Origin of the sequence: Lacimicrobium alkaliphilum, assembly GCF_001466725.1 — a bacterium.
Taxonomy (GTDB): domain Bacteria; phylum Pseudomonadota; class Gammaproteobacteria; order Enterobacterales; family Alteromonadaceae; genus Lacimicrobium; species Lacimicrobium alkaliphilum_B.
Genome location: NZ_CP013650.1, coordinates 3,106,625 through 3,130,184, shown reverse-complemented (window position 1 = coordinate 3,130,184; position 23,560 = coordinate 3,106,625). Strand labels below are relative to the sequence as shown.

Genomic DNA, 23,560 nt, shown 5'->3' with positions numbered 1-23,560 from the left:
GGCAGATCAACGCCAGGCGGGAATTTCCTGTTCGTAGCTGTCTATTCTCTCGCCCAGTTCCAGGGTCTCACCTATGGCATCAAGACCTTTGAGCAATTTATGCTTGTGGTGAGCGGCGACCTCAAAATCAAACTGATAGCCTTGCAAACGCACCTGTTGGGCCGGTAAATCGATTTCGAGTTCCACCTCAGGGTTCTCTGCTACCGCCGAGAACAACTGATCCATTTGCTCATTATTAAGCTGAATCGGCAACAGTTGATTGTTCATGCAGTTGCCATAGAAAATATCGGCAAAACTGGTGGCAATCACTACTTTAAATCCATAGTCGGTCAGCGCCCAGGGAGCATGCTCGCGGCTGCTGCCGCAACCAAAATTTTGCCGCGCCAGCAACACACTGGCGCCCTGATGCTCGGGTCTGTTCAGTTCAAAATCCGGGTTCAGTTCCTGCTCATGCAGGTCCAGATAGCGCCAGTCATGAAACAGATGCTTGCCGAAGCCCTTGCGGCTTACTGAGGTCAGAAACTGTTTGGGAATAATCTGATCTGTATCCACATTGGCCCTGTCCAGCGGTGCGGCTCTGCCGCGCAAAATTTCGATACCACTCATTGTTCAAACTCCCTGACATCCACAAAATGACCTTTGATCGCGGCGGCGGCGGCCATGGCCGGGCTCACCAGGTGGGTGCGGGCACCGCGGCCCTGGCGACCCTCAAAGTTACGATTACTGGTGGAGGCGCAGCGATCTCCTGGCTGCAGGATATCGTCGTTCATGCCTAAGCACATGGAACAGCCCGGTAAACGCCACTCAAAACCGGCCTCAGTAAAGATTTTATCCAGCTGTTCAGACTCGGCCTGTTGTTTAACCTGAGCCGAACCCGGTACCACAATGGCGGTCACGCCATTGGCCACTTTGCCTGTGGCGGCGATTTTGGCCGCCGCGCGTAAATCTTCGATACGGCTGTTGGTGCACGAACCAATAAACACATGGCTGATATTCACATCACAGAGCCTCTGGCCCGGAGTCAGATCCATATATTTAAGGGCTTTTTCAGCCGAGGTGCGGGCCACCGCGTCAGTGAAACTGGCAGGTTCGGGGATGGCTTCATCGACACCGATAACCTGCCCGGGTTAGTGCCCCAGGTCACCTGCGGCCTGATAGCTGCGGCACTGAGTGTCACCACAGTATCAAAGCTGGCATCGCTGTCTGATTTCAGTTGCAGCCAGTACGCCATTGCCTGCTCCCAGTCCTGGCCCTGAGGCGCACGCTCTTTGTCTTTTAAGTAAGCGAACGTGGTGTCATCGGGGGCAATCAGCCCGGCCTTGGCACCGGCTTCGATACTCATATTACAGATGGTCATGCGCTCTTCCATGGAAAGCGCCTCAATGGCACTGCCGGCATATTCGATGACATGGCCGGTGGCACCGGCATGGCCGATTTCACCGATGATGGCAAGAATGATGTCTTTGGCGGTCACACCCAGGGGCAGGGTGCCATCCACTTCAACCAGCATGGTTTTGGCCTTGCCCTGTTTGAGGGTCTGAGTGGCAAAAACATGCTCCACTTCTGAGGTGCCAATGCCAAACGCCAGCGCGCCAAAGGCACCATGAGTGGCGGTATGTGAATCACCACAGACCACCGTCATGCCGGGCAGAATCAGCCCCAGTTCCGGGCCAATCACATGGATAATGCCCTGTTTCTGATGGCCCACAGGAAACAGCTCCACGCCGTATTTGTCGCAGTTTTGTTTCAGGGTCATCAACTGCAACTGATTGGTGGGCCCGCACGCATCCAGTGCCAGCGAACGTGTGGAGATACTGTGATCCATCGTCGCGAAGGTACGGTCAGGACGGCGCAGTTTGCGACCCTTTTCCTCCAGTCCGGCAAAGGCCTGAGGGGAGGTCACTTCGTGGATAAGATGGCGATCAATATAAATCAGGTTATCGGTACCGGCTTTGGCCACCAGATGATCATCCCAGATTTTTTCATATAGGGTCTTACCCATCAGCGCTGCTCCTGTATTTTACTGACAATATAATTTCCTACCTCGTTGGTAGAGCGCGCTTCGCTGCGCTGCTGTTCAGACAATAATTCCGCGGTGACCACGCCGTCTTTGAGGGTCTGCTGCACGGCCTTTTCGATGGCATCGGCAGCCGCTGTTTGTTTGAGGCTGTAACGCAGCAACATGGCGGCGGAGAGAATTTGTGCGATGGGGTTGGCAATACCCTGACCTGCGATATCCGGCGCACTCCCGCCAGCGGGTTCATACATACCAAAACCCTGTTCGTTGATGCTGGCAGAGGGCAGCAGGCCCATGGAACCGGTGATCATGGCACATTCATCACTGATAATATCGCCGAATAAATTGGAGCACAGCATCACATCAAACTGATTGGGATAGCGCAGCAACTGCATGGTGGCGTTATCAATATAGATATGTTCCAGCGTGACATCGGGATAGTCCTGACTGACTTCTTCAGTGACTTCCCGCCACAAACGGCTGCAAACAAGCACATTGGCTTTATCTACCGAGGTCACTTTTTTGTGTCTCAGGCGCGCTGACTCGAAGGCCAGCTTAGCGATACGACGAATTTCACGGCGTGAATAACGCATGGTATCAAAGGCAAATTCTTCTTCGCCTTCACCCTGCATGCCTTTGGGCTGACCAAAATAGATGCCGCTGGTGAGTTCGCGCACCACCATCACATCGAAGCCGCTGGCGGCAATATCGGCACGCAGTGGCGACAGGTGCTCCATGCCGGGATAGATCCGCGCCGGGCGCAGGTTGCTGAACAGATCAAAATGGCTGCGTAATTTAAGCAGCGCAGCACGCTCCGGGCGCTCGTCTAAGGGCAGGTCGTCCCACTTCGGCCCGCCAATGGAGCCAAAAAGAATCGCATCGGCGGCTTCGCAGCCGGCCAGCGTATTTTCAGGCAGAGCCTTACCATGGTTGTCGATGGCTGCGCCGCCCACATCGAACTGCGTAAGTGAGAATTTCAGCTCAAAGGCCGCTTCAACGGCCCGTAACACTTTCACTGCTTGCTCCATCACCTCGGGGCCAATACCGTCCCCGGGTAATAATGCGATGGAATATTCAGACATTTATACCCCTGCTATTTTCTGTTGTTTTTTCTCATCTATCTGATCCGCCAGACAGGTGTTATTCAGTACATAAATCAGGGCCTTAACCCCTGCTTCCACAATGTCCGTGGCCAGCCCGATACCGTTGAAACGACGGCCTTTGTATTCGGCCACTACGCTGACCTGGGCCAGGGCGTCAGCCCCTTCACCTTTGGAGTCGAGTTTAAAATCGACAATATCGATATCTTCATTGCCGGTAACCTCAATAATGGCATTAAAGGCGGCATCCACCGGGCCGTTGCCGATGGCCGATGCGGTGCCTTCACGCTCGCCCATGCGCATTTTACTGTGGCGCTGGGGATCATGCCCTTACCGGCATTGGCATGCAGGTACAGCAGTTCGTACTCTGCCTGCTGCTGTTTTTGCTGATCGAAAAACACCAGCGCTTCGAGATCATAATCAAACACCTGCCCCTTTTTATCGGCCAGCCGCAAAAAGGCGTTGTAAAGGGTATCCAGATCATAATCTTCATCTTTGTAGCCCAGCTCATGCATGCGATGTTTGATCACGTGGCGACCGGAACGGGAGGTCAGGTTAAGATTGTTTTTACTGATGCCCACGCTTTCCGGCGTCATGATCTCGTAGGTATTCATGGACTTAAGCACGCCGTCCTGATGAATGCCCGAGGAGTGACTGAAGGCATTGGCGCCGACAATGGCCTTGTTGGCCTGCACCGGCATATTACAGATCTGGCTGACCAGTCTGGAGGTGCGGGAAATTTCCTGGCTGTTGATGCCCGTATTCAAACCCAGCAGGTTCTCGCGGGTCTTAAGCACCATGGCAATTTCTTCCAGCGAGCAGTTACCGGCCCGCTCGCCGATACCGTTGATGGTGCATTCCACCTGACGGGCACCGTTTTGCACGGCCGCCAGTGAGTTAGCCACCGCCAGGCCGAGATCATTGTGGCAGTGTACCGAAATCACCGCCTGATCGATATTGGGTACGCGGTTAAACAGGGTATGAATAATCTGACCGAACTCAGTGGGGATGGTATAGCCCACGGTGTCGGGGATATTCACTGTGCTGGCCCCGGCTTTAATCGCCGCCTCTACCATACGGCACAGATAATCGATATCGGTGCGTCCGGCATCTTCGCAGGAAAACTCCACATCGTCGGTATAGCGCCTGGCATGTTTGACCGCTTTTACCGCCATCTCCAGCACTTCCTCCTGAGACTTGCGCAGCTTGGCGCCTACATGGATCTCGGAGGTGGCAATAAAGGTATGGATACGAAAGCGTTCTGCCACTTTTAAAGATTCACCGCAGGCATCAATATCTGCGGCGACGGCACGGGACAGACCGCACACCACCGAGTTTTTAATCTCCCGGGCGATGGTTTGCACGGATTTGAAGTCACCGGGTGAAGAAACCGGAAAACCGGCTTCGATAATATCCACTCCAAGTCGTTCCAGCGCCAGCGCGATCTGCAGTTTTTCCTTTACGCTTAAACTGGCAGGCAGGGCCTGTTCGCCGTCTCTTAAGGTGGTATCGAATATCTTCACTCTGTCTGACATGGTCTTTCCTCTGCTTGCTTAATCAGCCTGAAGGCTGAACTTCCCGATGCTCTGATTCGTTGTAGGTCGGACTTTATTCCGACAAAGGTCACATTCCCCGCCATCCCGTCGGGCTAAAGCCCGACCTACATCCCTGGACATAAAAAAACCCGTGCTGTGCACGGGTTTTGGTAAATCTTCAGCCTGTTGGCCACAACTACCCGTGCAATCTGGTTGCCATAAGAAGGAGTAGTAGCAGGAACAGGTTATTTGTCATGGATTCTGTAATGGTTTCTTTCGTTGGCATAGTTGTATCGCGAAGGGCGCCGCTGGTCAAGGGTTGTAGGTCATTTTATCTAATACTTATCTGGAATAGCCTATGATTTACCCGCTGATCAGACCATTTACTGTGCATATTGGGATGCTTATCCTAAAAAGTTTGTATTTTGTAGCCTGCAAGGAGCAAAGCGGATTGCGGGGATACCCGGGCGGCTTCCCGTATTCCGCTTCGCTTTATACGGGCTACAGGCTGCGAGAGAATAAAAAATCCTGTAGATCACGCAGAGGCGCAAAGGTCGCAGAGGGGCAGAGGGTATTAACCCCTTAGTACCTCTGTGCTCTCTGTGCCTCTGTGGTTTTTTGTCTTTTTTACACAGGGTGCTGGATGCCCGATAACGACACTCGGGCATGACCGACAGTCGTTCCCGCATGTTGTTGGCGGGAACCCAGCGCCTTAACGCTTTGAGGGTTTGGCTTTTAATTCATCACTTATCACTCAGCATTCATAACTCATCTCCCTCTGGCCTGATTGTTGCTACACCCCTGCAGTTGTCAAATTTTCGTTGTTGGAAAATGGAACTCAGCACTTACCTCAATCGTTTCGATAAAAACCGCGTTAAGCAGCTGACCACGGGCCTCGGCGCGCCTACGCTGTTGCTCGCCATTATGGCTATGGTGATCCTGCCATTGCCGCCATTTCTGCTGGATATCCTGTTCAGTTTTAATATCGCCCTGTCGCTGGTCGTCATTCTGGTGGCGGTATTTACCCAGAAGCCAGTGGAATTCGGTGCATTTCCGTTGGTCCTTCTGATCGCCACGGTACTCAGGCTGGCCCTGAACGTGGCCAGTACCCGGGTGGTGTTGCTGCATGGTCATGAAGGTGGTGATGCGGCCGGTAAAGTGATCGAGGCCTTCGGTGAAGTGGTGATCGGCGGTAACTATGCGGTGGGTATTGTGGTGTTCGCCATACTGGTAATCATCAACTTTAAGGTGGTGACCGCAGGTGCAGGCAGGATATCCGAAGTAAGTGCCCGCTTTACTCTTGATGCTATGCCAGGCAAGCAGATGGCCATCGATGCCGATCTTAACGCCGGTTACATTGACCAGGATCAGGCCCGCGCCCGGCGTCAGGAAATTACCTCAGAAGCGGATTTCTATGGCTCCATGGACGGTGCGTCAAAATTTGTTAAAGGGGATGCCGTTGCCGGACTGATCATTATGATCATCAATATCGTCGGTGGTCTGTTTATCGGTATTATCCAGTATGATCTGAGCTTTGGCGAAGCGGTACAAATCTATACCCTGCTGACCATAGGTGACGGTCTTGTGGCGCAGATCCCTTCATTGCTGCTGTCGGTGGCTACGGCCATTATCGTTACCCGTGAAAACGAAGATCAGGAAATCGGCGCTGAGCTGACCACTCAGTTGGGTAACAGAAGAGCCCTGTTTATCGCCACCGGCGTGCTGTTTGTGATGGGTATTGTACCGGGCATGCCCCATGTGGCTTTTCTGGGGCTGGCCGCCATAGTAGGCGGCTATGCCTATTACGGCATGTGGAAAGAAAGCCGCGAGCAGACCCAGACTCAATTGTCTGAGGTGCAAAAAGAACAGGCAACGCACACCACAGAAATCAAAGAGCTGGGCTGGGACGATGTGCAGCATGTGGATACCATCGGTCTGGAAGTGGGTTACCGGCTGATCCCGCTGGTGGATAAAAGTCAGGGTGGTGAGTTGCTGGCCCGTATCAAAGGGGTGCGTAAAAAACTGTCCCAGGAACTGGGTTTTCTGGTGCCGCCGGTGCATATTCGTGACAACCTGGATCTGAACCCCAATACCTACACCATCGCCATGCTCGGCGTCACTATCGGTGAGGCGGACATCAGCCATGACAGTGAACTGGCCATCAATCCCGGCCAGGTATTTGGCAAGCTCGATGGCAAGGCCACCAAAGATCCGGCTTTCGGTCTGGATGCCGTGTGGATAAAACCCGAACAGCGTGAACATGCGCAGACATTGGGCTACACCGTAGTGGACGCGGCTACGGTGGTAGCCACACACCTGAGCCAGCTGCTGACCAACAATGCCTATCAGTTGCTGGGCTATGAAGAAGTGCAGCAACTGCTGGATATGCTGGGCAAAAGTAATCCTAAGCTGGTGGAAGGCCTGATCCCGGATATTCTGCCCATGAGTACCGTGGTCAAAGTGCTGCAGACTTTGCTGTATGAAGGTGTTCCTATCCGCGATCTGCGCACCATCATTCAGACCCTGTGCGAATACGGTCCTAAGAGTCAAGATCCCGACGTGCTGGTGTCAGCTGTGCGTATTGCGCTGAAGCGTCTGATCGTTCAGGAAGTCAATGGTGGCGGTCATGAGATCCCTGTGATTACTCTGGCGCCTGAGCTGGAACAGATGTTGCATCAGTCTCTGCAGGCAGGCGGCGGTGAGGGTGCCGGTATTGAGCCGGGGCTGGCCGAGAAATTGCAGCAATCCTTAAGTGAAGCCTCGCAGCAGCAGGAACTGGCCGGTGAGCCCTCCGTGTTGCTAACGTCAGGCATGCTCAGACCAGTACTGTCGCGCTTCCTGAAACACGCTATAAGCGGTTTACATGTGTTGTCTTATCAGGAAATTCCTGATGATAAACAAATTAAGATTGTCAGCGCCGTTGGCCAATAAATTCAGTTGTTGTTGCGGCTGACAAGGGGGTAAAAAGTGAAAATCAGACGTTTCTACGGTAAGGATATGCGTGACGCCTTAAACCAGGTCAAAGAGGAACTGGGCGGCGATGCGGTGATCATGTCGAATAAAAAAGTCGCCGAAGGTATCGAAATTGTGGCCGCGTATGACAAAGAGCCGGTAAAAAAAGCCGGTGAACGTCAGAGCAGCCCCGCGCCCGGCGCTAACGTGGCGCCATTACGAGGCCGACAGCAGCCCGCTTCGGCCAGAACGGCAAAAGCCCAGGCTACCCCCAGCCTCAGCGAAATTATCGGTGATTCCGGTCCCGACAGCCTGCGCGCGTTGCTGGAAAAGCAGAATAAACAGGCCGAGAGCGCTTCTGCGCAGGCTCAGCCGCAGAAAGTGGCGCAAGCCACAACCGTATCGCCAGCTGTTGCCCCCAAACAGCATGACGATAAGGGTATGGATGATATTCGTCAGGAGTTACAGTCACTACGCAATGTACTGGAATTTCAGGTATCCGGCCTGCTCAAACAGGAACGCCAGCAGTCCCGCCCCCTGCACAGCTATCTTATCGATCAGTTACAGCGCTTAGGCATCACATCATCGCTGGCCGAGCAGGTGGTGTCTTATGCGCCGCCTAATTGCGAACAACGGGATGCCTGGAAGTTTCTGCTTAAGTTGCTGATGAACAGACTGCATACCAGTAATAACGAAATTTTGACACAGGGTGGTGTGGTAGCACTGGTGGGGCCAACAGGCACCGGCAAAACCACCACCATAGCCAAACTGGCTGCGCAATACGCACGTCAGCACGGGCACCAGCAGGTGGCACTGATCACTACCGACAGCTATCGCATCGCCGCCTATGAGCAACTGGCCACTTACGGCAAAATAATTGGCTGTAATGTGAAAAAAGCCAGCAACGCCGAAGAGCTGTCTGATCTGCTCTATCAGTTCCGTAACAAGGGCCTGGTGCTCGTTGATACGGCCGGTTTCGGGCAAAGAGACGCCAGATTAATCAAACAGTTAGATACCTTGAGCGAGTCATCTTGTGCTAATATCAAACATTATCTGGTTTTGGCAGCCAATGCGCAGCATCAGGTAATGGAGCATACACTGAAGACTTACAGGCAGATTTCTTTACAGGGCTGTATTTTCACCAAACTGGATGAGTGTTACAGTCTCGGCGAAGCCATCAGTCTGGCGGTTGAGCATAAACTGCCCGTAGGATATCTGACCGATGGACAGAAAGTGCCGGAGGATATTAAGGTTGCTGACGGAAAATATCTGATTTCATGTGCAGCCCGGCTCTATAAGCAGTATGCTTCAGTACCCACGAGAACTCAGCAGGTTGCAAACTCAGCAGTATCATTATGATTGAGGATCAAGCGAGTAGCTTAAGACGAATGAACCAACCCAATTTAATTAAAGTTATCGCTGTGACAGGCGGCAAAGGTGGGGTAGGTAAAACCAATATCACCCTCAACACCGCCATCGCCATGGCCAGACAAGGCAAGCGGGTGATGGTTCTTGATGCCGACCTCGGGCTGGCCAATATCGACGTGATGTTGGGGCTGCGGGTGGAGAAAAACCTGTCCCACGTACTGTCCGGTGAATGTTTGCTTGAAGATGTGTTGGTAGAAGGGCCTGCGGGAATTAAAATCGCTCCGGCTACATCCGGCACTCAGTCGATGACAGAACTGACTCCCACCGAGCATGCCGGTTTGATCCGTGCCTTCAGCGAATTACAGAGTAAAATTGATGTACTGATTGTGGATACCGCCGCAGGTATCTCCGATATGGTGCTGAGTTTTTCACGGGCCGCCCAGGATATAATGGTGGTGGTGTGTGACGAACCGACTTCCCTGACCGATGCCTATGCCCTGATCAAAATCCTTAACCGGGACCACGGTGTGTTTCGCTTTAAAATAGTGGCGAATATGGTGCGTAATTTACGTGAAGGACAGGAACTCTTTGCTAAGCTGTCCAAGGTCACAAACCGATTTCTGGATGTGGCGCTTGAGCTGGTGGCAACGGTACCCTTCGATGAAAACATCCGCAAGGCGGTGCGTAAGCAAAAAGCCATTGTTGAAGTCTTCCCGGGCTCACCAGCCGCGATAGCCATAAACAATTTAGCCAAACAGGCGCTTAAATGGCCTGTTCCGGCGCAACCAGGCGGACATCTGGAGTTTTTCCTGGAGCAATTAGTTGATCAAGGGACTGAGGTGCAGAGAGATAAAGTGTGAATAATAAAGCCGCTGCCTATCAGCAACTTGATGATAAAAGTAAGCTTGTAGAACAACATGCTTCACTGGTTAAGCGCATTGCTCATCATTTGATGGCAAGACTCCCTGCAAGTGTTTTAGTTGACGATTTGATTCAGGCTGGCATGATTGGCTTGTTGGAAGCGTCGAGAAACTTTGACGGTTCCAAAGGTGCCAGTTTTGAAACCTTTGCCGGTATCCGTATCCGCGGCTCTATGCTGGATGAGATCCGCAAAGGTGACTGGACACCCAGGTCGGTGCACAAAAACAGCCGCGCCATTGCCGAAGCCATCTCGCAGGTGGAAAAAGACACTGGTCGTGACGCCAGAGACAATGAAGTGGCAGAGAAACTGCAGGTGAGCATGGAGGAATACCATCAGATGCTCAATGAAGTGAATGCCGGGCGCATGGTGGGTATCGAAGATTTGGGTATCACAGAAGATGTGATCACCACAGAGCAGAGTCGTGGCACCGATGCGCCTTATGACGATTTGTTACAGGGATCGTTTCAAAAAGCACTGGCCCATGCTATTACTACTTTGCCGGAACGGGAGGCCATCGTATTGTCGTTGTATTACGATGAAGAACTCAACCTGAGGGAAATTGGTGAAGTGCTGGAAGTAAGCGAATCGAGGATCAGCCAGATACACAGTCAGGCTATGCTCAGGCTGAAAACCAGGATGCAATCCTGGCGTGTTGCATGATTTTCAATAAGAATAACAGTTAGTTGAATCCTCACTGGAGGCAGTTTTGGATAAAAATATGAAAATTCTCGTTGTTGACGATTTTTCAACAATGAGACGTATAATCAAGAACTTACTTAAGGATCTTGGCTTCACCAATGTGCAGGAGGCCGATGACGGTAATACCGCCCTGCCCATGTTGCAGCAAGGGGATTTCGACTTTGTCATTACCGACTGGAACATGCCGGGGATGCAGGGGATTGACCTGCTCAGGGCCATCCGATCCGATGACAGCCTCAAACACCTGCCGGTGCTGATGGTGACCGCTGAAGCCAAGAAGGAGCAGATTGTTGCTGCCGCTCAGGCTGGCGTCAACGGCTACGTGGTTAAACCCTTTACCGCCGCTACGCTGAAGGAAAAGCTGGATAAGATTTTTGAGCGCCTTGGGTAATCCCGGGTGGATCCTGAACAAAGAGGGAACACCTGAATGACAGACAAAGCGCCGATTTCATTAGAAGATGCCCGCCGCCTGGTTGAACTGCTTGAAGCCGGAGACAACGAGGCCGCCGGTGAATTGCTCGACAGTGTTACTGAACATGATTCTGTGGAGCTGTTTGCGGAAGTGGGCAAACTGACCCGGCAACTGCATGATTCTCTGAACAATTTCCAGCTTGATGCGCGTATCGCCAATCTCGCTAATGAGGATATTCCTGACGCTCAGACCCGTCTCAATTATGTGATTGAGACCACCGAGGAAGCTGCCAACCGGACCATGGATGCGGTGGAAACCAGCATGCCCATCGCCGAGCAGCTGAATGCCAAGATTACCGGTATTCTGCCCGAGTGGAAAAAGCTGATGACCCGGCAAATAGAGCTGGGTGAGTTTAAAACCCTGTGCCATGATCTTGACCGCATTCTCGAAGACGCCAGTGTTGAATCGGCGAAGCTCAATGAGCTGCTCACGGAAGTGCTGATGGCCCAGGGCTACCAGGACCTTACCGGGCAGGTTATTCGCCGGGTCATCGAGCTGGTCAAAGAGGTCGAAGACAACCTGGTGCATATGCTGACCGTATTTGGTGAGCCGGAAGTTGATGAAAATTCTAATAAATCTGACAAAAAGTCCGATAAGGAAGTGGCTGAAGGACCGATAATTGATGCTGACAGTCGGGATGATGTGGTATCGGGTCAGGATGACGTAGATGATCTACTTTCAAGCTTAGGGTTTTAAGGAGCTGACGCATGTCGTTTGACGTTGACGAGGATATCCTGCAAGACTTTCTGGTGGAAGCCGGAGAGATCCTGGAGCAACTTCAGGAACAGCTTGTCGATCTGGAGAACAATCCCGAAGACGCCGACCTGCTGAACGCGATTTTTCGCGGCTTTCATACCGTCAAAGGTGGCGCCGGGTTCCTGTCGCTGACACCTCTGGTGGATGCCTGCCATGGTGCCGAGAATGTGTTCGACACCCTGCGCAATGGTCAACGGGAAGTATCCTCTGAGCTGATGGATGTGATCCTGCAGTCTCTGGACTGCATTAACGATATGTTTGCCAGCGTCAAGGCCCGTGAAGAACTCACGCCTGCGGCTCCCGAACTGCTCGAAGCCCTGCATAGATTAAGCAAACCCCAGTCAGAAGACGAAGCGCCGGTGGAAGTGCCGGTGGTGTCATCTGCTCCTGAGGCTGAGCCCGCGGCAGATAAAAGCGCCACGCAGGATGACACTGCTGATGCCTCCGCTGGCGGTGATATTGACGAAATTACCGAAGATGAATTTGATAAGCTGCTGGATGAGCTGCATGGCCCCGGTGCCGGCCCTTCGAAACAGGATGCCGGGACGTCAAAAGCCGAGACTGCCGCTGCGCCAAAACCGGCTCAGGCCGCCTCAGGTGATGATGACGATATCACCGATGATGAATTTGAAGCGCTGCTGGATCAACTCCATGGTGAGGGCAAATTTAAAGCCCCGGATGAGGATAATGTAAGCCAGACTGCGGGTAATCAGGGCAGTGATGACAAGGGTGATGATGAAATCACCGACGATGAATTTGAAGCGCTGCTGGACCAGTTGCATGGATCCGGTAAGGGTCCCTCTGCAGAGGAAAAAGCTGCAGCGAAAGCCGCTGAAGAAAAAGCCGCTAAAGCACCGGCGCCTGCTCCTGCGCCATCTCCGGCTGCTGCGAAAGCACCGGCTCCGGCCCCTAAGGCCGCACCAGCGCCTGCTGTGGCTAAAAAGGAAGAGAAAAAACCCGCTCCGCCGCCGGCTGAAACCACCGTACGGGTGGATACCAAGCGCCTTGATGAAATCATGAACATGGTGGGCGAGCTGGTACTGGTGCGCAACCGGTTACTCAGTCTGGGCATTAATATTGCGGATGAGAGCATGTCCAAGGCGATTGCCAATCTGGATGTGGTCACTGGCGACCTGCAGGGTGCGGTGATGAAAACCCGCATGCAGCCAATCAAAAAAGTGTTTGGCCGTTTTCCGCGGGTGGTCAGGGATCTGGCCCGCAGCCTGAAAAAAGAAATTAATCTGAAACTGGTGGGTGAAGATACCGACCTGGATAAAAACCTGGTTGAGGCGCTGGCCGATCCGCTGGTGCATCTGGTGCGTAATTCTGTCGACCACGGCATTGAAATGCCTGATGAACGGGAGGCTGAAGGTAAGCCGCGCACCGGTTCGGTGACCCTGTCGGCATCGCAGGAAGGGGATCATATTTTGCTGACCATCGAAGATGATGGTAAAGGCATGGATCCCAACAAGCTTAAAGACATCGCCATCAGTCGCGGCGTGCTGGACGCCGATGCCGCCGCGCGCATGTCAGACGTAGAAGCCTTTAACCTGATTTTTGCACCGGGCTTTTCCACCAAAACTGAGATTTCAGATATTTCAGGTCGTGGTGTTGGCATGGATGTGGTCAAGACCAAGATTAATCAGCTCAACGGTACAGTACACATTGATTCGCAACTGGGTGTGGGTACCAAGCTGGAAATTAAAGTACCGCTGACTCTGGCCATTCTGCCAACCTTGATGGTGGTGGTGGGCGAGCAAACCTTTGCTCTGCCGCTGGCGGCGGTCAGCGAGATCATTAATGTGGATCTGGATCGCACCAACACCGTTGATGGTCATTTGACCATGATCGTGCGAAATAAAGCCATTCCGCTGTTTTATCTCAAAGAGTGGTTGCACCGCGGGCCGGGTAAGCCGGATGTTGACCGTGGCAAAGGCCATGTCGTGGTGGTGCAGATTGGTACCCAGCAATTTGGCTTTGTGGTGGACTCTCTGATCGGCCAGGAAGAAGTGGTGATCAAGCCTCTTGATGCTTTGCTGCAGGGAACACCGGGCATGGCCGGTGCGACCATCACCAGTGATGGCGGCATTGCGCTTATTCTGGATATCCCCAGCCTGCTCAAACGCTATGCCCGTAAAGGTATGAAAGACTTAAGAAAAGCAGTGAACTGATGCAGTATAAAGTGCTGGTGGTCGATGATTCGACTTTTTTCCGTAAAAGGGTGGCGGACTTTCTGGAGCAGGATCCCGGCCTGACAGTAGTGGGCCAGGCCAGAAATGGTCAGGAAGCCATAGATATGGCCGCCAAACTGAGCCCCGATGTGATCACCATGGACGTGGAAATGCCGGTGATGGACGGCATTACCGCAGTGAAAAAAATCATGGCGCAAAAACCTGTGCCGATCCTGATGTTTTCCTCCCTGACTCATGATGGTGCCGAAGCCACCCTGAATGCTCTGGATGCCGGGGCGCTGGATTTTTTACCGAAGAAATTTGAAGACATTGCCCGCGAGCGGACAGAAGCGATTTCGCTGTTGCAACAGCGGGTCAAGGCGCTGGCGCGCCGTCGTATTTTTACCCGTCCGGCAGCTCCAAGACCTGCACTTCGCACCACAAGTACCACTGCACCACAAGCTGCCCCGGCTTCCGCGCCGCTTAAGAGCGGTTCAGGTAAACGCTATGGGGTTCTGGCTATAGGGGCTTCCACGGGTGGCCCCGTTGCACTGCAAACCGTGCTGACGGCGTTGCCGGCAAGTTTTCCGTATCCGATCTTCCTGATTCAGCATATGCCAGGTACCTTCACCAGCGCCTTTGCTGCAAGAATGAATAATCTTTGTCAGATCAATGTCAAGGAAGCTGAAAACGGCGAAACGGCTAAGGCAGGATGGGCCTATCTGGCGCCGGGCGGTAAACAGATGTTGTTTGAAGGCAGCAGCCGGGCACCACGTATTCGTATCGTGGATGACAAAGACCAGAGTAATATCACCTACAAACCCAGTGTGGATCTGAGCTTTGCGTCGCTGGCGCGTATATACGGCGGCGATGCGCTGGCGGTGATCCTGACCGGCATGGGCGCCGACGGTCGCGAAGGAGCCCGTTCACTGAAATCCCGCGGCGCAACGATATGGGCACAGGATGAGAAAACCTGTGTGGTTTATGGCATGCCTCAGGCAGTCGCCGCTGCCGGTATTTCGTCACAATCCATGCCCCTTGGTGATATTGCCGCCAATATCAAAACGGAAATGTCAGTGCGCGGCTAGTCCCGTACGGTAGGGCGTGTTGACCTTTTGTGTATGTTTTTGCAGCAGTTTGTAGCGCATTTAGACAAGGCAGAGTAAATGTGGTGTAGTTGCTCTACATGAATGAGCGATAACGCAGTATAAATGCGCTACAGACGCTGCCCGAAGGGTTCAACCCAACGCCTTCTGCTCTTTGTTGCCGGATTTTGACTTAGCCCACTAGGCCTGCAACCCGGCGTCGCGATCAGAAGGCTTTGGTCTTGAACAAAATTCATACAAAAAAGGTCAATACGCCCTAGTATATAAGGTTTGTCAGTGATCGTCTGGACCGTTGCCAATCAAAAAGGTGGGGTAGGTAAAACCACAACCACAGTTACCCTGGGGGCGCTACTGGCGCTGCAGGGGAAGCGGGTGGTGCTGGTGGATACGGATCCCCATGCTTCACTGAGCTATTATTTTGGTGTCGATTCGGAAGAGCTGTCCAGCAGTGTTTACGATGTATTTATGGCCGGAAAATCACTCAATCAGGATACCGTGCTTGATTGCCTGTGCCCGACCAAACTCGACTCACTGTTCCTGCTGCCTGCAACCATGGCGCTGGCCACGCTGGATCGAAGCATGGGTAACCAGGGCGGTATGGGGCTGATTCTGCAGAAGGCACTGCAGGCCGTAGACAAGGATTTTGACTATGCCCTGATTGATTGCCCGCCGGTGCTGGGCGTGCTGATGGTCAACGCTCTGGCCGCCTGTGAACGCATACTGGTGCCGGTACAGACAGAATTCCTGGCTCTCAAAGGCCTGGACAGAATGATGCATACCCTCGAAATCATGCGCAAATCACGAACCCACGAGTATCAGTACACTATTATTCCCACTATGTTTGATAAACGTACCAATGCCGCAATGGAGTCTTATCAGGCACTGCGCCGTACTTATGGCGACAGGGTATGGAGCGGTGTGGTGCCGGTGGATACCCGTTTTCGTGACGCCAGTCAGGCCCAAAGCCCACCACCGGTGTTCTGTCCCAAAAGCCGGGGCGTGTATGCCTATGCCAGCCTGCTGAAACATCTGCAATCCCTGGGAGGGCACGCATGAGTAAAGGCCAGTTTGCCAACGAAGGAGTGATGGAAGATTATCTTTCAGCGCTGCTGACCGATGATCCTGTTATCGAAGCGGTGCAGAAACAATCCGTTGCCAGGCTTCTGGAGCAGGCGAAAATTGAAGAGCAGGTCAGGGCAGAGGAACAGGCCAGAGTCGAGGTGCCAGTTGCGCCAGCCCCTGAACCGCCAAAACCGGCACCTGTTGCGCCGCCGGTTAGTGAGACCGGTTCCGTCACGCAAACCAGCCTGGCAGAAAAAGTCCAACAGAAATCCGTTGCGATGCCGACACAACAGGAACAGGCGGAGTTTCGCCAGGGCAGTTTTCAGGCCTTATTTTTTAAAGTGGCCGGGCTGACGCTGGCGGTACCGCTGACTGAACTGGGTGGTATTCACAAGCTGGAGAAGACTTCGGCACTGCTCGGCAAGCCCAAATGGTTTAACGGCGTGATGCTCCACCGGGATGAAAAACTCAATGTGGTGGACACTGCACAATGGGTAATGCCAGAAAAATACGATGAAACACTGGCAGAATCCTTAAATTATCAATATCTTATTATGTTAGGTGACAGTGGTTGGGGATTATCCTGCGAATCACTGGTGAATACGGTCAAGCTGGAACAGGATGACGTGAAATGGCGTGAACACCATGGTAAACGTCCCTGGCTGGCTGGCCTGGTGAAAGAAAAAATGTGTGCCCTTATCGATGCTTCTCAATTGGTGAAAATGCTGGAGCAGGGCCTGAACAGTAATGATGAAGACGATGCCCGGGAGCCAGTCTTATGAGTGACGACAGAACCAGCAGCAATGTTGCAACAGACGCAGACGAAGTCCTGCAGTGGGTGACCTTCAAGCTCGGAGAGGAAACCTACGGTATTAATGTAATGCAGGTTCAGGAAGTGCTGCGTTACTCCGAGATCGCCCCGGTACCGGGTGCCCCCGACTATGTACTGGGGATAATCAACCTGCGTGGCAACGTGGTGACGGTGATTGACACCCGTTCCCGTTTTGGCCTGGACACCAGCGAAGTGACAGACAATTCACGTATTGTCATCATCGAGTCGGAGCAACAGGTGGTGGGCATTCTGGTGGACAGTGTGGCCGAAGTGGTTTATCTCAAGTCCTCTGAAATCGACAGCGCGCCAAATGTAGGCACCGAAGAAAGCGCCAAGTTTATTCAGGGCGTGTGTAATCGCGAAGGGCAGCTTTTGATTCTGGTGGATCTGAATAAACTGTTGACCGACGAAGAATGGGATGAGATTACCAGCCTCTGATGCCTGTGCATTAATTCTCAGCGTGCCGCCAGGCGGTGCTTTACCGGCACCGCTTTGGGCGTTAATGCATTGTTGTCAAGTCCGTCCGAACCCTTGTCTGTGACCCATCTATGACGCTTATTGAAATTTCCCTGATTGCCTTATTCGTAGTGCTTGGCCTTGGTATCGTGCTGCTTGCCTGGCGTCAGCAATCCCAACGAGCCGGGTTTTCGGCCTTGTCTGCGCAATTGCAGGAACAGCAACAACAGCTGGCGATACTGCAGGAAGCCATACACGAACTGCGTACCGGCAGTATCGGTGTGGGTAAAAAAGTCAAAGCCCTGGAAGCACAACTGGTTCAGTTGCAGCAAAAACAGCAGGAACTGGAAGAAATGGAGCCCGACAGCAAGCTCTACACGGGCGCGGTAAAACTGCTCCAGCGGGGCGCCAGCGTCGAAGAGGTGATGCAGGAATGCGAATTACCCCGTGCCGAAGCGGAACTGCTGTTCAGTATTCATGGTAAGGGCTGAAGCTTTGTAGGTCGGACTTCAGTCCGACAAAGGTCAACCACTCCACCAATCTTTCATATGTCCTCACAATTGTCTGAATAAATTCCATCCTACGAGGTTGGGAGTGTTGTAGGTCGGATTTCAATCCGACAAAGGTCAACCACTCCACCAATCTTTCATATACCCTCACAATTGTCGGAATAAATTCCATCCTACGAGGTTGGGAGTGTTGTAGGTCGGATTTCAATCCGACAAACGTCAACCACTCCACCAATCTGTCATATGTCCTCACAATTGTCTGAATAAATTCCGACCTACGAGGGTGGGAGTGTTGTAGGTCGGACTTCAGTCCGACAGCGATGTTGGGTGATATTACAAATGTCGGAATAAATTCCGACCTACGAGGGTGGGAGTGTTGTAGGTCGGACTTCAGTCCGACAGCGATGTTGGGTGATATTACAATTGTCGGAATAAATTCCGACCTATGAGGTTGGGAGTGCTGTAGGTCGGACTTTAGTCCGACAAGAGTGTTACTCTGACAAAGATCGATCAATCCTATAAGGTCTCTGCTGGAACGCTTTTACTACCGTTTAATTCACTGTCATGTTATTTTCCCGCGCGGTCTTTGCGGGGAGCTTGCTGAAGATTGCAGGCGAACGCGTTGGGAAAATAAAAAATGAAGTGAACGATATCGGTTATGAAGCAAACAGCGGCAAAAAAACATATCTATATACTCAGCGCGTCTGACAGATTCAATTATGGCGACCTGCTTTTCCCTATTGTTGCCAAACATGAGCTCGGCAAACTTGGAGACTATGAATTTCACAATATCGCTACTATTAAATCGGACTTAACGAGCTGTGGCGCCATGCCAACGGAAAGTTATAAAAAGCTGCTTGATTATCAAAGTATTCCCAAAGGGTCGCTGCTGTTGGTGGCAGGAGGGCAGGTGCTGAATGCCAACTGGTCCAGGCTTGTCAGTTTCTTACACCCTTTTTATCACTGGGTTTATGAGAAATGCAATGGAGAGCGGCTGGAAAAATTGACCAAATGGTTGTTTGGCAAAAATGCAGTGTCTTTTCCCTTTATGCCGTCTGCTCCGGCTATGCTGGAGCGTATGAAATTGGTGTATCACGCTGTTGGAGGTGGTGTACCAAAGCAAGCCAGGCAGCGAAAGGAAGTCATGCCGAGTCTCAAAAAAGCTCATTATATCAGTGTGCGGGAGACAGAAACCCGCCGTGTAATTAAGAACAATTTTGCTGTGGAAGCGGAACTGGTACCGGACTCGGTTGCTGTAATCAGTGATATCTACCCCAAAGCGAGTCTCAAAAAGCCTCTTGATCAAGATTATGTCTGTGTGCAATTTGGTTATCAGAAAAGTAAGGGAAAGTTATCTGTTGTTCTGGCCCAATTGAGAAAAATACATCGTCAACATGGTCTGGCGGTGGGCTTGTTATCAATTGGTAACTGCCCGGGGCACGATGATGACAAGACAGTCGAATGGCTGAAAACCAACGCAGATTTTCCGGTTCATGTATTGCCATGCGATACCATCGATCAAATAACTGCGGCACTGGCACATTCAAGCTTGTTTATTGGTACCAGTTTACACGGTGTGATTGTCTCAATGTCTTATGGCAACCCCTTCATTGGTGTCAATAAGCAGGTTCGCAAAGTCGATGCTTACAGTAAAACCTGGGCTCCGGAATATCTTCAGGGGTCGGTAGGTTTTGTTAAAATTGCTGCTACCGCAACAGAGAGACTGGCTGCTCATGATAGCTATGACGAAGTCATCGCCGAGCATAAAAAAAAGGTCCGGGAGTCATTCAGTAAAATCGCACAGATTGCTGAAAGCGCTCAAGGATAATGATTTTTATCGGTTTTTCATATATATGTGCATACTCCCGTATTTATTGATTTGAGCGGCCCGGTTGGCTTTTGGCCCGTATTCTGCAACACTTACAGGCTGTTGGCGTTAACTTATAACAACAATTTGAATCAATTAAATAAATTATTAGCTCTGGCGGGATTGGTCGTTATTTTGATACTATTCAGCCCCGTCAGGAAAAGCCCTGTCGACTTCTCGTTCAAGGATTGGTTCACCAACTGATATGCGAAACATTGCAAACCGGATCACAGAGTACCCGATTGTTTGTCGGAACAGAATGCAGTTAATATCTGCATTTTTATTTTGTTGGCTGAAATCCTGCTTACTGTGGCCACCCTTTGGTGTAGAGTTGTTCTTACGCACAAAAAAAAGGATTTTATAGTTCGTGTTTACCCATCTTCAATTTATGCCCATTTTCACCGCGTTTTTTGTGGCATTGCTGCTCCTGGTTGTCATGACTCCTGTCGCCCATCAATGGGGGCTGGTTGACCAGCCTGACTATCGTAAAAATCATAAAGGTATTGTTCCGCTGACTGGCGGATTAGCGATGTTTGTAGCCATATTGGTTGCCAGTTTTGTGACTGACTATTGGCTGAAGAATGATCCACAGTATTTTACTGCTGCTGCTGTTGTCGTGACGTTAGGCATGCTGGATGACAGATTTGATCTGAGTGCCAAAGGGCGCCTTGCCTTTCAGTTCGGTGTTGCTGCGATTATGGCCTGGAGCGCACAGAATTACCTGACCTCGCTCGGCGATTTAATAGGTTTCGGAGAGATTAATCTGGGGCTGGCCGGATATTTTCTGACTCTGGTTTGTGTTGTCGGCGTGATCAATGCGTTCAATATGATTGATGGTATCGATGGTCTGGCCGGAGGGATGAGCCTTGTTGTTTTGCTGAGTGTGGTATTTCTGCTGCTGGTATCTCAAAATGGCGCAGCCATAATGGGTCCGGTACTGGTCATTTCTGCATTAGTTCCATTTCTGGCATTTAATCTCAGTATAAAGGGTTTTAAAGGTAATAAGATCTTTATGGGGGATTCAGGCAGTATGTTTATCGGCCTGACCATAGTCTGGTTGCTGGTGGAATATACTCAGGGTACTCAACCCGCAATGCGCCCCATTACAGCAGTCTGGCTAATTGGCCTTCCGCTAATGGATATGGCAGCCATTATGTATCGCAGGGCCCGTAAAGGACAATCCGTGTTAAAACCAGACAGACAACATTTGCACAATATTTTTATTCGTGCAGGCCTGTCTTCCAACAAGTCACTGGTTGCCATCCTGTTGCTGGGAAGTATGTATGCACTGGTGGGTATTGCCGGTGAAATGCTTAACGTTCCTGAATACATTATGTTCTGGGCATTTCTGCTACTGCTGGTGATTTACAGTTATGTTATTCAGAATATCTGGATCATACTGCGCAGGCTAAGACGGTTCGGAAAGTCAGACATACAGGTCTCCTGAACATCCGAACCTCTTTAGCTGACTATATTTCACGCGTTTTTATCTTTGTCGCTGTGATGTATACTGCCCGGCATTGGAGCTCACGGCTCCGGCGCGCAAGCAAACAATAAGAATAAGCTGATTCCGATGCATATTGATAAGAATTTATGTGCAGCCCTGCTCACATTACTGGTTGTGGGGTGTGCCAACAAAGTTAACCAACCTGTTGCCAGCACTCGCCTGGTGCTTGGTAATCCTGCTGCTGCTTACGAAGCTGTACCTCACTCAGTTGCCACAAAAATCTTAATTGTCCCGGATGGCACAGACGTCAGTGTCGGAGATCGTGTCGTCTCTGTGGGGAAGAAATACTTCTCTGCTATAGGAACACCTTGCCGTAAATTAAACTGGAAGACAGCTGATGAAGAGTCGGATAAAGGCACTGCTATGTGTAAAAATAAGCATGATGAGCGATGGCACTTTACCAGGCCGGTTATAGCGACGTATCGAGAGGGAAGCCCTGAAAATGGTTAAATCACTTCTCAATCAGCTCCATACATTCTTTTGCTATACCCTGATTCTGGCTGGTCTGTTATCCGGTCATAAGGTCGAGGCCCAAAGCCTTGAAGAGATGCAGCAAATTCAGCAGGCCCGGCAGGCGGCTGATGCTCAGAAAGTCGATGTGTCCCGATATATTCAGAGTGAAAGTCGCTTTAAGAGATCTCCGGGCTCTGAGGGCGTAACGCCGGGCAGGAATGGCGAATCTGGTGCAAGTCAGAACATACGTCCTTTTGGTGCCAATCTTTTTGATGGCAGTTTTGAAGCAGAACGTAGCGATGGTTTTAATCCGGCTTATCGGGTTGCGCCGGGTGATAAGATTTCTGTGCAGCTTTGGGGCACAGTCGAGCTGGCAGAAGTACTGACGGTAGATAACCAGGGCAATATCTTTATTCCGCAGATTGGGCCCGTACAGGTAATGGACGTGCCTGCCACTGAAGTTAATCAGGTTGTTAAGACGAAAATTCGCTCGGTCTATACCAATAATGTCAATGCCTATGTCAATCTGCTAACGGCGACCCCTGTCAGCGTGTTTGTGGCCGGGCCGGTAATACGGCCGGGGCAATATGCAGGGTTACCGACAGATTCTATTCTCTATTTTCTTAAACGTGCAGGTGGCGTCGATCCGGTGCGTGGCAGCTACCGAAAGATTAGCGTGCTGCGTAACAATCAAAGTGTGCAGGAATATGACCTGTACGAGTTTATGCGTGAAGGCCGGTTACCACCCTTTTCTTTCAAAGATGGTGATGTGATATTGGTAAACGAGCAGGGACCCATGGTAACAGTCGAAGGTGCCGCCCGTTACCCTTACCGTTTCGAGTTAACAGAACAGCGCTCCAGAGGCTCAGATCTTACCTATTTCTCCAGACCTCTGGCAAAAACCAGCCATGTGGCGATTACCGGTAACCGTCCTGATGGGCCGGTTTCTGTCTATGTTCCGTTTTCAGAATTTGAAGACTTCGATATTTATGATGGGGATGTGGTGCTGTTTAATGACGATCTGCAGCCTCAGGTGATCAGCGTTAAAGTATCCGGCAGCTACATTGGTCCTTCTTTCTATACCGTAAAAAAAGATGCCCGGTTGCTGGATCTGTTGCCTCATATTGAAGTGGATGCAGAGCACGCGGATATAGACTCTATTTATATCAAACGGGAAAGTGTGAAAGCCAAACAACGGGAATTGCTGGACGAGTCTCTCAGGCGGCTTGAAAGAAGCGTGTTTACTGCTCCGGCATCCTCTGATGGTGAAGCCCGTATTCGTGCTCAGGAGGCCGATCTGGTTATGCGCTTTGTCGAGCGGGCAAAGCAGGTTGAGCCGCTGGGTAAAGTGGTGCTCTCCGAACAGGGCAGGATTGCCAATATACGTCTGGAGCAAGGCGATGAAATTGTCATACCGCTGAAAACCGATCTGGTTCAGGTTTCCGGTGAAGTGCTGATGCCTCAGGCGGTGGTTTACAACTCTGAAGCCAGGCTGACTGATTATGTTGCGTGGGCTGGTGGTTACAGTGAACGGGCCGACGATGAGAGAATCGCAGTGATCCATGCTAATGGCCTGACGACTTTCTTCGAAACCGGCGGTAGCAGCCACTGGTTTTCCAGTGCTTCTGAAGCACAGATTCGGCCAGGAGATCAGATTATGGTCTTGCCCAGAGTTGATACCAAGCTGATCCAGAGTATCAAAGATATCACGCAAATCATTTATCAGGTTGCGCTGGCAGCGAATGTCGCTCTAGACTCGAATTAATCCGGAGCGGG

At 51.5% G+C, this 23,560-nt stretch carries 18 protein-coding genes and 2 pseudogenes; 16 read left to right on the top strand and 4 right to left on the bottom strand.

Annotation, left to right across the window (positions count from 1 at the left end):
* Window positions 1-6 precede the first annotated feature (6 nt).
* The 4 genes and pseudogenes from leuD to leuA form a co-directional block, all read right to left on the bottom strand.
* A complete protein-coding gene (gene leuD / locus AT746_RS14170; RefSeq protein ID WP_062481376.1) occupies window positions 7-606 on the bottom strand; it encodes a 3-isopropylmalate dehydratase small subunit in 600 nt (199 codons plus the stop codon).
* A pseudogene (gene leuC / locus AT746_RS14165) lies at window positions 603-2,002 on the bottom strand (3-isopropylmalate dehydratase large subunit). Before leuC ends, leuD begins: the two are co-directional and overlap by 4 nt.
* Window positions 2,002-3,099 (bottom strand): 3-isopropylmalate dehydrogenase, encoded by a 1,098-nt coding sequence (leuB, locus tag AT746_RS14160; RefSeq protein WP_062481374.1) that lies wholly within the window; start codon window positions 3,097-3,099, stop codon window positions 2,002-2,004. Before leuB ends, leuC begins: the two are co-directional and overlap by 1 nt.
* A pseudogene (leuA, locus tag AT746_RS14155) lies at window positions 3,100-4,652 on the bottom strand (2-isopropylmalate synthase).
* Between the two features lie 831 nt (window positions 4,653-5,483).
* On the opposite strand from leuA, the gene flhA reads away from it, so the two are divergent.
* The 16 genes from flhA (at window position 5,484) to AT746_RS14075 (ending at window position 23,549) form a co-directional block, all read left to right on the top strand.
* Window positions 5,484-7,583 (top strand): flagellar biosynthesis protein FlhA, encoded by a 2,100-nt coding sequence (gene flhA, locus AT746_RS14150; RefSeq protein ID WP_062481372.1) that lies wholly within the window; start codon window positions 5,484-5,486, stop codon window positions 7,581-7,583.
* Window positions 7,584-7,619: 36 nt separating this feature from the next.
* Window positions 7,620-8,963, top strand: a complete 1,344-nt coding sequence (gene flhF, locus AT746_RS14145; RefSeq protein ID WP_062481370.1) for a flagellar biosynthesis protein FlhF — start codon at window positions 7,620-7,622, stop codon at window positions 8,961-8,963.
* Window positions 8,960-9,832: a MinD/ParA family protein gene (locus tag AT746_RS14140; protein WP_062481368.1), complete on the top strand. Its 873-nt coding sequence runs from the start codon at window positions 8,960-8,962 to the stop codon at window positions 9,830-9,832. The genes flhF and AT746_RS14140 overlap by 4 nt, the downstream gene beginning before the upstream one ends.
* Window positions 9,829-10,554: an RNA polymerase sigma factor FliA gene (locus AT746_RS14135; protein ID WP_062481366.1), complete on the top strand. Its 726-nt coding sequence runs from the start codon at window positions 9,829-9,831 to the stop codon at window positions 10,552-10,554. Before AT746_RS14140 ends, AT746_RS14135 begins: the two co-directional genes overlap by 4 nt.
* Window positions 10,555-10,600: 46 nt before the next feature.
* On the top strand, window positions 10,601-10,984 hold the full coding sequence (gene cheY, locus AT746_RS14130; protein WP_062481364.1) for a chemotaxis response regulator CheY: 384 nt from the start codon (window positions 10,601-10,603) through the stop codon (window positions 10,982-10,984).
* Between the two features lie 36 nt (window positions 10,985-11,020).
* Window positions 11,021-11,761, top strand: coding sequence for a protein phosphatase CheZ (locus AT746_RS14125; RefSeq protein WP_062481363.1), 741 nt, complete (start codon window positions 11,021-11,023; stop codon window positions 11,759-11,761).
* Between the two features lie 11 nt (window positions 11,762-11,772).
* Window positions 11,773-13,992, top strand: coding sequence for a chemotaxis protein CheA (locus AT746_RS14120; protein ID WP_062481362.1), 2,220 nt, complete (start codon window positions 11,773-11,775; stop codon window positions 13,990-13,992).
* A complete protein-coding gene (locus AT746_RS14115; protein WP_062481361.1) occupies window positions 13,992-15,080 on the top strand; it encodes a protein-glutamate methylesterase/protein-glutamine glutaminase in 1,089 nt (362 codons plus the stop codon). The genes AT746_RS14120 and AT746_RS14115 overlap by 1 nt, the downstream gene beginning before the upstream one ends.
* Before the next feature lie 294 nt (window positions 15,081-15,374).
* A complete protein-coding gene (locus tag AT746_RS14110; protein WP_062481360.1) occupies window positions 15,375-16,154 on the top strand; it encodes a ParA family protein in 780 nt (259 codons plus the stop codon).
* Window positions 16,151-16,942: a chemotaxis protein CheW gene (locus AT746_RS14105; RefSeq protein WP_062481359.1), complete on the top strand. Its 792-nt coding sequence runs from the start codon at window positions 16,151-16,153 to the stop codon at window positions 16,940-16,942. Before AT746_RS14110 ends, AT746_RS14105 begins: the two co-directional genes overlap by 4 nt.
* A complete protein-coding gene (locus tag AT746_RS14100; RefSeq protein ID WP_062481358.1) occupies window positions 16,939-17,430 on the top strand; it encodes a chemotaxis protein CheW in 492 nt (163 codons plus the stop codon). Before AT746_RS14105 ends, AT746_RS14100 begins: the two co-directional genes overlap by 4 nt.
* Window positions 17,431-17,540: 110 nt before the next feature.
* The gene (locus tag AT746_RS14095) at window positions 17,541-17,939 is read left to right on the top strand and encodes a DUF2802 domain-containing protein (protein ID WP_062481355.1); all 399 of its coding nucleotides are present in this window, start codon (window positions 17,541-17,543) and stop codon (window positions 17,937-17,939) included.
* 676 nt (window positions 17,940-18,615) lie between these two features.
* Window positions 18,616-19,785 carry a polysaccharide pyruvyl transferase family protein gene (locus AT746_RS14090; RefSeq protein WP_062481353.1) on the top strand — a complete coding sequence of 390 codons (1,170 nt, stop codon included), beginning with the start codon at window positions 18,616-18,618 and terminating at the stop codon, window positions 19,783-19,785.
* Window positions 19,786-20,191: 406 nt separating this feature from the next.
* A complete protein-coding gene (gene wecA, locus AT746_RS14085; RefSeq protein WP_156413707.1) occupies window positions 20,192-21,271 on the top strand; it encodes a UDP-N-acetylglucosamine--undecaprenyl-phosphate N-acetylglucosaminephosphotransferase in 1,080 nt (359 codons plus the stop codon).
* Window positions 21,272-21,397: 126 nt separating this feature from the next.
* Window positions 21,398-21,781: a hypothetical protein gene (locus AT746_RS14080; RefSeq protein ID WP_062481349.1), complete on the top strand. Its 384-nt coding sequence runs from the start codon at window positions 21,398-21,400 to the stop codon at window positions 21,779-21,781.
* Window positions 21,774-23,549, top strand: coding sequence for a polysaccharide biosynthesis/export family protein (locus AT746_RS14075; protein WP_062481346.1), 1,776 nt, complete (start codon window positions 21,774-21,776; stop codon window positions 23,547-23,549). The genes AT746_RS14080 and AT746_RS14075 overlap by 8 nt, the downstream gene beginning before the upstream one ends.
* The last annotated feature ends 11 nt before the right edge of the window (window positions 23,550-23,560 follow it).